Annotated in this window: 4 protein-coding genes and 2 pseudogenes; all 6 read left to right on the plus strand. The window is 53.6% G+C overall.

Annotated elements, in window-relative coordinates:
* Positions 1–11: 11 nt before the first annotated feature.
* A pseudogene (locus tag EPV75_RS12360) lies at positions 12–1,892 on the plus strand (retention module-containing protein); the annotation flags it as partial.
* Between the two features lie 89 nt (positions 1,893–1,981).
* Positions 1,982–4,705 (plus strand): cadherin-like domain-containing protein, encoded by a 2,724-nt coding sequence (locus tag EPV75_RS12365; protein WP_128384143.1) that lies wholly within the window; start codon positions 1,982–1,984, stop codon positions 4,703–4,705.
* On the plus strand, positions 4,620–5,675 hold the full coding sequence (locus EPV75_RS12370; RefSeq protein ID WP_128384144.1) for a cadherin-like domain-containing protein: 1,056 nt from the start codon (positions 4,620–4,622) through the stop codon (positions 5,673–5,675). Before EPV75_RS12365 ends, EPV75_RS12370 begins: the two co-directional genes overlap by 86 nt.
* Positions 5,617–5,931: pseudogene (locus EPV75_RS12375) on the plus strand (cadherin-like domain-containing protein); the annotation flags it as partial. The gene EPV75_RS12370 and the pseudogene EPV75_RS12375, both read left to right, overlap by 59 nt.
* Before the next feature lie 86 nt (positions 5,932–6,017).
* Positions 6,018–14,723, plus strand: a complete 8,706-nt coding sequence (locus tag EPV75_RS12380) for a cadherin-like domain-containing protein (RefSeq protein WP_128384146.1) — start codon at positions 6,018–6,020, stop codon at positions 14,721–14,723.
* Positions 14,724–14,849: 126 nt separating this feature from the next.
* The gene (locus EPV75_RS00765; protein WP_127120335.1) at positions 14,850–16,223 is read left to right on the plus strand and encodes a Sel1-like repeat-containing protein kinase family protein; all 1,374 of its coding nucleotides are present in this window, start codon (positions 14,850–14,852) and stop codon (positions 16,221–16,223) included.

Below are 16,223 nucleotides of genomic sequence, written 5' to 3' on the forward strand. Positions count from 1 at the left end.
GGATTTGCGCTATGGCTGAACAAAATTTGACGAGCATCGTGGGTGTGGTGGAGTCTGTGGAAGGCAACGTTGTCATTCAACAAAGCGACGGTGGGCAGAACACACCTGTGTCAGAAGGGATGCAGCTTGCCGCCAATCAAATTATTCAGACCGGCCCGCAAGGCGCCGTCCTTATCAATCTGGCGAATGGGCAAACCCTGTCGTTAGGGCGTAACACCACGCTGAAACTGGACGAAGACGTCACCGGAATTGCGGCGATTGAAGACGCTCAAGCCACGGATGAAGACGTTCAGCAGGTCATCGAGAAAGTATTGGCCGGCAACTTTGATGACATTGAAGAGACGGCGGCCGGTGAGGAAACCGGCATCAGTTCATCCAGCCAGGAAGCCGACATTGTTCAGCATGAACTGGTGACTGGGGACGTCACATCCGGATTTGATACTCAAACAACCGGTCAGGAAACGACAGGCGTGTCGTTCCGTGAGGCGGCTACCGATAATACTTATGAAGTGCCGGTTATTCTCGATATCGACAGAATTACGTCTGACTCCGTTGTGAATATGACAGAAGCGAGCGGCATTATTACTGTGACAGGGAGCGTTGCTGCACCCAATATCGCATCTGGAAACATCACACTAACCGTCAACGGAAATGAATATTACGGCGTGATTGACGGTAATGGAAACTATGCCATCGATATTCCAGGTTCCGAATTTACCGCCGATAGCGATCACAGAATCGAAGCTTCCGCTACGGTCACCGATAATAATGGTATGCAAGGGACAGCGACTTCTACGGAGTTTTACTTTGTGGATACGCAGGCCGGTTCCGATAACAGTGCGCCGGTGGTCACCATTACAGAAGATGCTGACAATGATGGACGCATTACGACAGCAGAGCTCAGTGGTGATATTAATGTTGCTATTGGTCTGCCAAATGGAGCAGTGGCCGGTGATACCATCTCCGTTTCAGATGGGGTTTCCAGTGCGGATATCGTGTTGACATCCTCCGATATTGCCAATGGTCAGGTCTTGACCAGTTTCGCTAACCCCGGAGAAGGCGAAAATATTACCGTCGAAGCGGTTTTAAAAGATCAGTTTGGAAACGTTTCTAATACGGGGCAAGACAGCGCATTAATCAATGCCGTTCCAGTAGCGGTCGATGACAGCGCCAGCACCACAGAAGACACCGCCTTAACGATCAGTGCGGCGGACATGCTGAGCAACGACAGCGATATCGATGGTGATACGCTGAGCATCGACAGCTTCACCCAGCCAGCGAACGGCACCTTAGTGGACAATGGCGATGGCACCTTCAGCTACACGCCAAATGCGGACTACAACGGAACTGACAGCTTCACCTACACGGTCAGTGACGGCAATGGCGGCACGGATACGGCGACGGTGAACCTGACGGTCACCCCAGACAACGACATGCCGGTAGCGGTCGATGACAGCGCCAGCACCACAGAAGACACCGCCTTAACGATCAGTGCGGCGGACATGCTGAGCAACGACAGCGATATCGATGGTGATACGCTGAGCATCGACAGCTTCACCCAGCCAGCGAACGGCACCTTAGTGGACAATGGCGATGGCACCTTCAGCTACACGCCAAATGCGGACTACAACGGAACTGACAGCTTCACCTACACGGTCAGTGACGGCAATGGCGGCACGGATACGGCGACGGTGAACCTGACGGTCACCCCAGACAACGACATGCCGGTAGCGGTCGATGACAGCGCCAGCACCACAGAAGACACCGCCTTAACGATCAGTGCGGCGGACATGCTGAGCAACGACAGCGATATCGATGGTGATACGCTGAGCATCGACAGCTTCACCCAGCCAGCGAACGGCACCTTAGTGGACAATGGCGATGGCACCTTTCAGCTTACACGCCAAATGCGGACTACAACGGAACTGACAGCTTCACCTACACGGTCAGTGACGGCAATGGCGGCACGGATACGGCGACGGTGAACCTGACGGTCACCCCAGACAACGACATGCCGGTAGCGGTCGATGACAGCGCCAGCACCACAGAAGACACCGCCTTAACGATCAGTGCGGCGGACATGCTGAGCAACGACAGCGATATCGATGGTGATACGCTGAGCATCGACAGCTTCACCCAGCCAGCGAACGGCACCTTAGTGGACAATGGCGATGGCACCTTCAGCTACACGCCAAATGCGGACTACAACGGAACTGACAGCTTCACCTACACGGTCAGTGACGGCAATGGCGGCACGGATACGGCGACGGTGAACCTGACGGTCACCCCAGACAACGACATGCCGGTAGCGGTCGATGACAGCGCCAGCACCACAGAAGACACCGCCTTAACGATCAGTGCGGCGGACATGCTGAGCAACGACAGCGATATCGATGGTGATACGCTGAGCATCGACAGCTTCACCCAGCCAGCGAACGGCACCTTAGTGGACAATGGCGATGGCACCTTCAGCTACACGCCAAATGCGGACTACAACGGAACTGACAGCTTCACCTACACGGTCAGTGACGGCAATGGCGGCACGGATACGGCGACGGTGAACCTGACGGTCACCCCAGACAACGACATGCCGGTAGCGGTCGATGACAGCGCCAGCACCACAGAAGACACCGCCTTAACGATCAGTGCGGCGGACATGCTGAGCAACGACAGCGATATCGATGGTGATACGCTGAGCATCGACAGCTTCACCCAGCCAGCGAACGGCACCTTAGTGGACAATGGCGATGGCACCTTCAGCTACACGCCAAATGCGGACTACAACGGAACTGACAGCTTCACCTACACGGTCAGTGACGGCAATGGCGGCACGGATACGGCGACGGTGAACCTGACGGTCACCCCAGACAACGACATGCCGGTAGCGGTCGATGACAGCGCCAGCACCACAGAAGACACCGCCTTAACGATCAGTGCGGCGGACATGCTGAGCAACGACAGCGATATCGATGGTGATACGCTGAGCATCGACAGCTTCACCCAGCCAGCGAACGGCACCTTAGTGGACAATGGCGATGGCACCTTCAGCTACACGCCAAATGCGGACTACAACGGAACTGACAGCTTCACCTACACGGTCAGTGACGGCAATGGCGGCACGGATACGGCGACGGTGAACCTGACGGTCACCCCAGACAACGACATGCCGGTAGCGGTCGATGACAGCGCCAGCACCACAGAAGACACCGCCTTAACGATCAGTGCGGCGGACATGCTGAGCAACGACAGCGATATCGATGGTGATACGCTGAGCATCGACAGCTTCACCCAGCCAGCGAACGGCACCTTAGTGGACAATGGCGATGGCACCTTCAGCTACACGCCAAATGCGGACTACAACGGAACTGACAGCTTCACCTACACGGTCAGTGACGGCAATGGCGGCACGGATACGGCGACGGTGAACCTGACGGTCACCCCAGACAACGACATGCCGGTAGCGGTCGATGACAGCGCCAGCACCACAGAAGACACCGCCTTAACGATCAGTGCGGCGGACATGCTGAGCAACGACAGCGATATCGATGGTGATACGCTGAGCATCGACAGCTTCACCCAGCCAGCGAACGGCACCTTAGTGGACAATGGCGATGGCACCTTCAGCTACACGCCAAATGCGGACTACAACGGAACTGACAGCTTCACCTACACGGTCAGTGACGGCAATGGCGGCACGGATACGGCGACGGTGAACCTGACGGTCACCCCAGACAACGACATGCCGGTAGCGGTCGATGACAGCGCCAGCACCACAGAAGACACCGCCTTAACGATCAGTGCGGCGGACATGCTGAGCAACGACAGCGATATCGATGGTGATACGCTGAGCATCGACAGCTTCACCCAGCCAGCGAACGGCACCTTAGTGGACAATGGCGATGGCACCTTCAGCTACACGCCAAATGCGGACTACAACGGAACTGACAGCTTCACCTACACGGTCAGTGACGGCAATGGCGGCACGGATACGGCGACGGTGAACCTGACGGTCACCCCAGACAACGACATGCCGGTAGCGGTCGATGACAGCGCCAGCACCACAGAAGACACCGCCTTAACGATCAGTGCGGCGGACATGCTGAGCAACGACAGCGATATCGATGGTGATACGCTGAGCATCGACAGCTTCACCCAGCCAGCGAACGGCACCTTAGTGGACAATGGCGATGGCACCTTCAGCTACACGCCAAATGCGGACTACAACGGAACTGACAGCTTCACCTACACGGTCAGTGACGGCAATGGCGGCACGGATACGGCGACGGTGAACCTGACGGTCACCCCAGACAACGACATGCCGGTAGCGGTCGATGACAGCGCCAGCACCACAGAAGACACCGCCTTAACGATCAGTGCGGCGGACATGCTGAGCAACGACAGCGATATCGATGGTGATACGCTGAGCATCGACAGCTTCACCCAGCCAGCGAACGGCACCTTAGTGGACAATGGCGATGGCACCTTCAGCTACACGCCAAATGCGGACTACAACGGAACTGACAGCTTCACCTACACGGTCAGTGACGGCAATGGCGGCACGGATACGGCGACGGTGAACCTGACGGTCACCCCAGACAACGACATGCCGGTAGCGGTCGATGACAGCGCCAGCACCACAGAAGACACCGCCTTTAACGATCAGTGCGGCGGACATGCTGAGCAACGACAGCGATATCGATGGTGATACGCTGAGCATCGACAGCTTCACCCAGCCAGCGAACGGCACCTTAGTGGACAATGGCGATGGCACCTTCAGCTACACGCCAAATGCGGACTACAACGGAACTGACAGCTTCACCTACACGGTCAGTGACGGCAATGGCGGCACGGATACGGCGACGGTGAACCTGACGGTCACCCCAGACAACGACATGCCGGTAGCGGTCGATGACAGCGCCAGCACCACAGAAGACACCGCCTTAACGATCAGTGCGGCGGACATGCTGAGCAACGACAGCGATATCGATGGTGATACGCTGAGCATCGACAGCTTCACCCAGCCAGCGAACGGCACCTTAGTGGACAATGGCGATGGCACCTTCAGCTACACGCCAAATGCGGACTACAACGGAACTGACAGCTTCACCTACACGGTCAGTGACGGCAATGGCGGCACGGATACGGCGACGGTGAACCTGACGGTCACCCCAGACAACGACATGCCGGTAGCGGTCGATGACAGCGCCAGCACCACAGAAGACACCGCCTTAACGATCAGTGCGGCGGACATGCTGAGCAACGACAGCGATATCGATGGTGATACGCTGAGCATCGACAGCTTCACCCAGCCAGCGAACGGCACCTTAGTGGACAATGGCGATGGCACCTTCAGCTACACGCCAAATGCGGACTACAACGGAACTGACAGCTTCACCTACACGGTCAGTGACGGCAATGGCGGCACGGATACGGCGACGGTGAACCTGACGGTCACCCCAGACAACGACATGCCGGTAGCGGTCGATGACAGCGCCAGCACCACAGAAGACACCGCCTTAACGATCAGTGCGGCGGACATGCTGAGCAACGACAGCGATATCGATGGTGATACGCTGAGCATCGACAGCTTTCACCCAGCCAGCGAACGGCACCTTAGTGGACAATGGCGATGGCACCTTCAGCTACACGCCAAATGCGGACTACAACGGAACTGACAGCTTCACCTACACGGTCAGTGACGGCAATGGCGGCACGGATACGGCGACGGTGAACCTGACGGTCACCCCAGACAACGACATGCCGGTAGCGGTCGATGACAGCGCCAGCACCACAGAAGACACCGCCTTAACGATCAGTGCGGCGGACATGCTGAGCAACGACAGCGATATCGATGGTGATACGCTGAGCATCGACAGCTTCACCCAGCCAGCGAACGGCACCTTAGTGGACAATGGCGATGGCACCTTTCAGCTTACACGCCAAATGCGGACTACAACGGAACTGACAGCTTCACCTACACGGTCAGTGACGGCAATGGCGGCACGGATACGGCGACGGTGAACCTGACGGTCACCCCAGACAACGACATGCCGGTAGCGGTCGATGACAGCGCCAGCACCACAGAAGACACCGCCTTAACGATCAGTGCGGCGGACATGCTGAGCAACGACAGCGATATCGATGGTGATACGCTGAGCATCGACAGCTTCACCCAGCCAGCGAACGGCACCTTAGTGGACAATGGCGATGGCACCTTCAGCTACACGCCAAATGCGGACTACAACGGAACTGACAGCTTCACCTACACGGTCAGTGACGGCAATGGCGGCACGGATACGGCGACGGTGAACCTGACGGTCACCCCAGACAACGACATGCCGGTAGCGGTCGATGACAGCGCCAGCACCACAGAAGACACCGCCTTAACGATCAGTGCGGCGGACATGCTGAGCAACGACAGCGATATCGATGGTGATACGCTGAGCATCGACAGCTTCACCCAGCCAGCGAACGGCACCTTAGTGGACAATGGCGATGGCACCTTCAGCTACACGCCAAATGCGGACTACAACGGAACTGACAGCTTCACCTACACGGTCAGTGACGGCAATGGCGGCACGGATACGGCGACGGTGAACCTGACGGTCACCCCAGACAACGACATGCCGGTAGCGGTCGATGACAGCGCCAGCACCACAGAAGACACCGCCTTAACGATCAGTGCGGCGGACATGCTGAGCAACGACAGCGATATCGATGGTGATACGCTGAGCATCGACAGCTTCACCCAGCCAGCGAACGGCACCTTAGTGGACAATGGCGATGGCACCTTCAGCTACACGCCAAATGCGGACTACAACGGAACTGACAGCTTCACCTACACGGTCAGTGACGGCAATGGCGGCACGGATACGGCGACGGTGAACCTGACGGTCACCCCAGACAACGACATGCCGGTAGCGGTCGATGACAGCGCCAGCACCACAGAAGACACCGCCTTAACGATCAGTGCGGCGGACATGCTGAGCAACGACAGCGATATCGATGGTGATACGCTGAGCATCGACAGCTTCACCCAGCCAGCGAACGGCACCTTAGTGGACAATGGCGATGGCACCTTCAGCTACACGCCAAATGCGGACTACAACGGAACTGACAGCTTCACCTACACGGTCAGTGACGGCAATGGCGGCACGGATACGGCGACGGTGAACCTGACGGTCACCCCAGACAACGACATGCCGGTAGCGGTCGATGACAGCGCCAGCACCACAGAAGACACCGCCTTAACGATCAGTGCGGCGGACATGCTGAGCAACGACAGCGATATCGATGGTGATACGCTGAGCATCGACAGCTTCACCCAGCCAGCGAACGGCACCTTAGTGGACAATGGCGATGGCACCTTCAGCTACACGCCAAATGCGGACTACAACGGAACTGACAGCTTCACCTACACGGTCAGTGACGGCAATGGCGGCACGGATACGGCGACGGTGAACCTGACGGTCACCCCAGACAACGACATGCCGGTAGCGGTCGATGACAGCGCCAGCACCACAGAAGACACCGCCTTAACGATCAGTGCGGCGGACATGCTGAGCAACGACAGCGATATCGATGGTGATACGCTGAGCATCGACAGCTTCACCCAGCCAGCGAACGGCACCTTAGTGGACAATGGCGATGGCACCTTCAGCTACACGCCAAATGCGGACTACAACGGAACTGACAGCTTCACCTACACGGTCAGTGACGGCAATGGCGGCACGGATACGGCGACGGTGAACCTGACGGTCACCCCAGACAACGACATGCCGGTAGCGGTCGATGACAGCGCCAGCACCACAGAAGACACCGCCTTAACGATCAGTGCGGCGGACATGCTGAGCAACGACAGCGATATCGATGGTGATACGCTGAGCATCGACAGCTTCACCCAGCCAGCGAACGGCACCTTAGTGGACAATGGCGATGGCACCTTCAGCTACACGCCAAATGCGGACTACAACGGAACTGACAGCTTCACCTACACGGTCAGTGACGGCAATGGCGGCACGGATACGGCGACGGTGAACCTGACGGTCACCCCAGACAACGACATGCCGGTAGCGGTCGATGACAGCGCCAGCACCACAGAAGACACCGCCTTAACGATCAGTGCGGCGGACATGCTGAGCAACGACAGCGATATCGATGGTGATACGCTGAGCATCGACAGCTTCACCCAGCCAGCGAACGGCACCTTAGTGGACAATGGCGATGGCACCTTCAGCTACACGCCAAATGCGGACTACAACGGAACTGACAGCTTCACCTACACGGTCAGTGACGGCAATGGCGGCACGGATACGGCGACGGTGAACCTGACGGTCACCCCAGACAACGACATGCCGGTAGCGGTCGATGACAGCGCCAGCACCACAGAAGACACCGCCTTAACGATCAGTGCGGCGGACATGCTGAGCAACGACAGCGATATCGATGGTGATACGCTGAGCATCGACAGCTTCACCCAGCCAGCGAACGGCACCTTAGTGGACAATGGCGATGGCACCTTCAGCTACACGCCAAATGCGGACTACAACGGAACTGACAGCTTCACCTACACGGTCAGTGACGGCAATGGCGGCACGGATACGGCGACGGTGAACCTGACGGTCACCCCAGACAACGACATGCCGGTAGCGGTCGATGACAGCGCCAGCACCACAGAAGACACCGCCTTAACGATCAGTGCGGCGGACATGCTGAGCAACGACAGCGATATCGATGGTGATACGCTGAGCATCGACAGCTTCACCCAGCCAGCGAACGGCACCTTAGTGGACAATGGCGATGGCACCTTCAGCTACACGCCAAATGCGGACTACAACGGAACTGACAGCTTCACCTACACGGTCAGTGACGGCAATGGCGGCACGGATACGGCGACGGTGAACCTGACGGTCACCCCAGACAACGACATGCCGGTAGCGGTCGATGACAGCGCCAGCACCACAGAAGACACCGCCTTAACGATCAGTGCGGCGGACATGCTGAGCAACGACAGCGATATCGATGGTGATACGCTGAGCATCGACAGCTTCACCCAGCCAGCGAACGGCACCTTAGTGGACAATGGCGATGGCACCTTCAGCTACACGCCAAATGCGGACTACAACGGAACTGACAGCTTCACCTACACGGTCAGTGACGGCAATGGCGGCACGGATACGGCGACGGTGAACCTGACGGTCACCCCAGACAACGACATGCCGGTAGCGGTCGATGACAGCGCCAGCACCACAGAAGACACCGCCTTAACGATCAGTGCGGCGGACATGCTGAGCAACGACAGCGATATCGATGGTGATACGCTGAGCATCGACAGCTTCACCCAGCCAGCGAACGGCACCTTAGTGGACAATGGCGATGGCACCTTCAGCTACACGCCAAATGCGGACTACAACGGAACTGACAGCTTCACCTACACGGTCAGTGACGGCAATGGCGGCACGGATACGGCGACGGTGAACCTGACGGTCACCCCAGACAACGACATGCCGGTAGCGGTCGATGACACAGTGACGTTAAATGAAGACGCTGTGATTACGGGGCAAATGGATGCGACGGATGTGGATCTACCGCTAGGTGAGAACCTAACATTCAGCACGACTGCCGATGTGGAAGGTTTGACTTTTAATAGTGATGGTTCTTATACCTTTGATGCATCTAGTTATGACGATTTAGATCAGGGTGAAACACAACAGATTATTATTCCTGTGACGGTTACAGACGATCAAGGGGCAACAGCTGATGCAACATTGACCATTAACGTGGAAGGTTTGAACAATGATCTGACCTATGTTTCTGAAGCGGCCAGCTACCATAATGTTGTTGGCTATTTTGAAGTCGATGAAAATGGTCTCCCGGTCGGAGAGGGAACAGTTGTTATTGATAACCAAAATGGCATGACAGGCGGTACTCACTTGGCCGATTTGGACCCAAGTAAAGAGTACGGTTTCTTTATCATTTCGAATGCGGCGAATGACGTTAGCGGAAATAGCACGATTACATTTGATGTATCGGGCGATACCCCTGTATTGCTAATTGATGGTGCTGAAGCGACACAACCTGTTTACTATGATACGCCGTCTTTTAATCCAGATGGAAAAGATCATTTCATCTTGGAAAATGATGGACAGGGCGGAACGACCATATCAATTGAAGATTTGAATTTAGGGGATGCAGACTTTAATGATATTGTTATGCACACAAATTTTGAACTTCAAAATAAAATTGATGTGACAGCGGATTTAGCGGCTTCGAGTGATACAGGTGACAGTTCTACCGACGATTTGACGAAGGATAATACGCCTTTGATTACAGGGATGACCGAATCAGGAGCCTCTGTAGTGATTACAGATTCGTCCGATAATGTTGTCGGTCAGGGTGTGGCAGACCAATATGGAAATTATTCTATAACGACCACTGCGCTACCGGATGGCGAGCAGACGTTAACCGTGACGGCAACCGATGTGAATGGAAATGAAGCCGTAACGACTCAAACCGTCACAATCGATACAGTCGCCGAAGCCGGTGTGGTGACGGTGAACAGCATTACCGACGATGATGTGGTGAATGCAACCGAAAGTGGTCAGATCATCACCGTTTCGGGTACGGCAACGGGTGGTGACATCAGTTCGGGTGACCTGGTCGTCATGACGATTAATGGAACCGATTATTCAACCAGTGTCGATGGCGACGGAAATTGGCATGTCGATGTGAGTGGTGCTGATTTGGCCAGCGATACGGCTTTTGACGTTAATGTGGTATCGAACGATGCGGCCGGTAACAGCGTGACGACCACTGGAAATTCAACGCATACCGTTGATACCCAGGCCTGGGCACATATCGATGTATTGACCATTTCGCCCGACAATGTGATCAGTTCGTCGGAACTTTCACAGAATATTCCAGTAATCGGTTATGTTAAATGGGATGCGAAGCCTGGTGATCCAATCAAATTGTATTTGGATGGAGAAATGATTGCCGAAGGTACGGTTTCCAGTGACACAAATGACCAAGGTTTCTATACCTTTAGCATTGATGTTCCAGGTTCTGTCCTGGCTCAAACCGATCAAATCATACCGGAGTTGACAGCTGTCGTCACTGCGACAGATTCAGCCGGTAATTCTTTCACAGCCAGTACCACGGAAGTATATGGTGTTGATACCGAAGCAACGCCGGGTACGGTCACCATTGATAGCGTGACCGGGGACAACGCAGTGGACACGGATGAAAGTACTCAAATGGTCCCTATTTCAGGAACCGCCAATGGTGGAGACATCCAAGCCGGTGATGAAGTGACCGTTACCGTCAATGATCAGGAATATTCCACAACAGTTGGCAGCGATGGGCGTTGGAGTATTGATGTCAGCGGAAGCGATTTGGTCGCTGATGCCGACTTGACAATCACTGCAAATGTGCTTTCTTCGGATGCATATGGTAACCAAGTGGAGAGCGAAGGCAGTCGAACGTACGATCTAATCGAAAACACCGCTCCGGATGCCCAGGATGACGGTGCGATTTCATCTTCTTTGTTCTTTGGCCTACAGGGTGAATACTTTGGTACCAATACGCAGTTGTCCAATATTTCTCAGTTTAGGGAGTTGGTTGAGAACAACACGCCGGATGCGACCTTTAAAGCCCAAAATATTGATTACCAATATGGTTCGGGCGACGTTGGGCGTGGCACCAACCTGCAAACTTTCCTGGGAAGTGATGCTGATAGCTTGAGCAACGATCCGGGTAATACGTCAGATGCGGGTATCCATTTGTATGGATCGATTTATCTTGAAGCTGGCACCTACAACTTTAAAGTCAATGCCGACGATGGTTATCAGATCATGATTGACGGTAATGCGGTGGCTGAAGTCGACTATAACCAGTCTTCGACAACTCAAACGCACGCCGCCTTCACCATCACGGAAAGCGGTTACCATTCCATTGATATGATTTGGTGGGATCAAGGCGGCAGCTATGTCTTCCAGCCTGAGTTAAGCTCGGATGGTGGTCATACTTATTCGACGTTGGATCCGTCCAGTCTACTGTCTTCAGAAAATGCGTCAGATGGACTGATTGTCGCTGAAGATAATACTTTGGAGATTGCGCCAGAGCAGTTGTTGGCGAATGATACGGACGCCGATGGCGATAGCTTGTCCATTACGGATGTCAGTAATGCCCAAAACGGCCAGGTGGTGTTAAACGGAGATGGTTCCGTGACCTTTACACCGGCACCGGACTTCTTTGGAGCAGCATCGTTTGATTACACCATCAGTGATGGAAATGGCGGGACGGATACCGCGACAGTAACCGTTAATGTCTTGCCGGTTAATGATGTGCCGGTGGCCCATGATGAAACGGTTGAGATGGACTTTGAAGCCGCTTCATCGAACCCCGGTTCTGGAGACGGAAGTACGACAACATCGATTACGACAAATGTCGTGATTGCGTTGGATATCTCCGGCAGTATGGACAGCGATAACCGTCTAGAATTGGCGAAAGATGCACTGGAAAACATGATCAATGCTTATGATGGCCAAGGCAGTGTTAATGTAAAACTGGTGACCTTCAATTCGTCTGGCGAAGTGCAGACCAATACCCAAAGTGAAGTTTGGATGACCGCGGAAGAAGCGATCAATGTCATTGAAAGCTTGGATGCGAATGGTTACACCAACTATGAAGATGCGGTGTACGAGACATATCATAATTATTCCGAACCGCAAGCGGATCAAACCGTCGCCTACTTTATCTCCGATGGCGAACCGACAACTGAACGATCCGGCGATGGCGATTACGATTACTTGAGCTCGTGGGCGCAAGATGGTTGGAATGCTTTCGTCGGCCAGTATGTGGACAGCTTGAATGTCGTGGCCTTAGGTGATGGTATTTCGGACTTGTCTTATCTGGAAACCTTAGCCGGTGCCGGCAACGATGTTTCAGAGGTCATTGAAGTGCGAAACGCATCCGAACTGGATGAGGCATTAACCCCTGCCGGAACAACTTTGTCCGTGACCGGTGACCTGACGGATAATGTCACGGATCAGGAAGGCGATGTGTCCTTTACGTCCATCAGTGTTGGAGGTGTGGCTTACACCGCATCCGACTTTGCGAATGGACAGACCATTGCATTGGATGGCGATGGTCAATTAAGTGTCGATTTTGCAAACGGAACCTATACCTACACTGCTTCGGCTTCCGAATTTGATTCGGATGTTGTCAAAACCTTTACGGTCAATGCGCAGGATGAAGATGGGGCGACGGTCAGCTTTAATGTCAACATTGACGTCAATGTTGACGATCAGGCTTCCGCGCCGAACGTGTCATTGAACATCGGTGATGCGGTTGAAGTTCAGGAGCCGGTTTCGAACCAAAATGTCTGGCAAGGGTTTGATAGCAAATCGGATGTCATTACGAATCCGACTTACTCAACTTACAATTACAACCATTCGAGAAATTTCTCGGACGACAGTGATCAAATCGACATCGGGAATAAATCAAACCAATGGATTGAAACTGAAGGCGGTGACGATGCCGTTTACATCGGCAACGATGACAATGGCGGAATCAACACTGGCGACGGTGATGATCGTGTTCTGATCGGTGACGATGCCAACGCGACCATTGAATTGGAAGGCGGGAACGATCAGCTGGATATCCGCGGGGACGCCGATTACATCAATGCCGGCAGCGGCAACGATCAAGTCCACATTGGAGACGATGCCACGGGTACGATTGAACTTGGTGCGGGCGATGATGAACTGAATATCGGCGATGATTCCGACTACATCAATGCCGGTGAGGGCAATGACCGAGTCTACATCGGTGATGAAGTTAAAGGTACCATCGATATGGGCAGCGGGAACGATTACCTGTTTGTTGGTGGGCGACTGAATGGTTATATCTACGGTCAATCCGGTACCGATTCCTTGGTTCTGGACCATTACTCCTTGGCGGACTATCAAAATAATGTCGATGGCTTACGCTGGAAAGTGAACGGTTTTGAAAACATTCTGTTTGGAGATGGTGAGGTCATCGGTGACAGCAGTGCTTTCGCTTCTGGAGAAGCGACTTCATACCACTATGCATTGGACGTCTCGGCGAGTCTGACCGATCAGGACGGTTCCGAAACCTTATCGGATGTCACCATTAACGGTTTGCCTGCGGACAATTCCGTCAGCTTGCAAGGCACGGGTGTGTTCGATAACGGTGACGGAACCTATCGTATTGAATTGCAAGAAGACGGTTCCATTGCCGATGACGTCACTATGGTGTCTTCGCGTGAATTGACCGAATCGGAACTGTCGGATGTGCATGCCGCGGTCACTGCGACGGAAGCCGCCGGTGGCGATACGGCGACCACTGAGGTCAATGAAGACGAGGTACACTTCCTATACGGTGACGATAATGAAGCCGAGCACTTTGTCATCCATGACGAGGCTCAAAGCGTCGAAATCGAAAACTTCGATATCGAACACGATACCTTGGACTTGAGCGAAGTCATTGACGATACACCGGTGGATGCCGACGACCTAAGCAATTATCTGAATATGATTGATAATGGCGACGGCACCACGACAGTCAATATCGATTCTGATGGTGACGGAGACTCTAGTACCGGTGAGCAGACACAGGTAGTGCTGGATACTTATGTCGACACGAACACCGACTTGAACATTCAAATTGACGATCAGAACATCGATTATCAAAATGAGTGAGATAAGGCACCGTCAGGTGCCTTTTTTATTCGAGTGTCAGGAACTAGGTTGTCAGCAAAAACTTAATTCGTTGTTTCATTTTTTTGATAATATGAATTTTCATAAAACTGCGTAGGTTCGTTTGTTATGTCTCAGACCCGGTCTGTCAAAAATCCGATTTACATTCAGGATGATTTATCGGACATCAAGTTGCTTTGTGAAGAAGGTTCCTTATCGGTATTCACCGCCAAGCAAACTTCTGAAAGCGGAGACAGCAAACAAACCGTGCGGGTGTTGACGGACATTCACAATCACTATGCACTGAAGCGCGAAAAAGACCTGCTGCATTATCTCAACAAATTTTCTGATGATTTTCCCAAGTTCAACGAAATCCGAAAGGAAGGCTTCAGTTACCTGAAGTTTTTCGATTTTGTCGGTAAAAAAAGCTTAAAAGACGTTGTTAAGAAAAAAGGCGTTTTGTCACCGGAAGAAGCCAAAAAACTTCTGGAACACATGGTTTCCGCGCTTGATAAGGTGCACGGCGTCGGGTTTGTGCACACGCGCATCCGCCCGGAAAACATCATCGCCGGAAAAGACCATTATTATCTGGTCGACTGGGGCGGCGCGATTCCCGCCTTGTCGTCGTTTGAAACCGAAGTCCTGCTCGGCGACCAAAAATATTGCCCGCCGGAGCGTTTAAACGGTGAATACGATGCCGCCGGCGACATTTATCTTTTGGGGTGTGTTCTGTATTTTGCCTTGACCGGCAAACACATTTATCGCCTGAATAAGGTGGAGCATTACTTCGACCAATTGTATGCCCATGCGTTCCATACGCCGCGTAAGCTGAATGCGTTGCCGGTGTTTTGGCGACAATTGATTGTCTGGATGACGCAAAAATCGCCCAAAGATCGGCCAGGCCTGGTCGATTTACAACAATGGTTGAAAGATGAAAGTGTGCCGAAAGAAATCCGTCAACAAAAACCGGAAACCGTTAAAGGCTTTCCGGAAGACAGTTTGGCGGTGCTGGCCGACTCGCATTATCTGTACGCGTTGTTCAAAAAGGCCACATTGCACGATGCTTCCGGCGACGTTGAATCGGCCTTTAATCTCTATGAAACCTGCGCTTTCCGAGGCTATACCCGAGCGGAAAACAACCTCGGGCTGATGTATGAAAAAGGTAAGGTTGTGCGTCAGTCTTACATCAAAGCGATGAATATGTTTTATCAGGCTTATGAAAAGGGTAACCCTTATGGCGCTTACAATCTGGGCTATATTTTTGAAAAAGGCTGGGGCGTCGACGTTAATTTAGCCAAAGCGTATCAGCTTTATAAATACGCCGCCATGCGCGGTCATCTTGCGGCGCAGAACCGGTTGGGTGAATGTTACCTGGACGGCAAAGGGGTGGATGTCGACGTGGTTCAGGCCCGTTTCTGGTTCGGTATGGCGGCACACTACGGCAATGAGATGGCCTCTCAAAATATCCGTCGGTTGCTGACCGAAACCCGCCGCGCGGTCTGA

The organism is Hydrogenovibrio thermophilus (genome assembly GCF_004028275.1).
Classification (GTDB): domain Bacteria; phylum Pseudomonadota; class Gammaproteobacteria; order Thiomicrospirales; family Thiomicrospiraceae; genus Hydrogenovibrio; species Hydrogenovibrio thermophilus.

Bases quoted from the DNA above. Each gene is read 5' to 3' on its own strand.
- EPV75_RS12370 (WP_128384144.1), top strand. From the start codon at position 4,620: ATGACAGCGCCAGCACCACAGAAGACACCGCCTTTAACGATCAGTGCG.
- EPV75_RS00765 (WP_127120335.1), top strand. From the start codon at position 14,850: ATGTCTCAGACCCGGTCTGTCAAAAATCCGATTTACATTCAGGATGAT.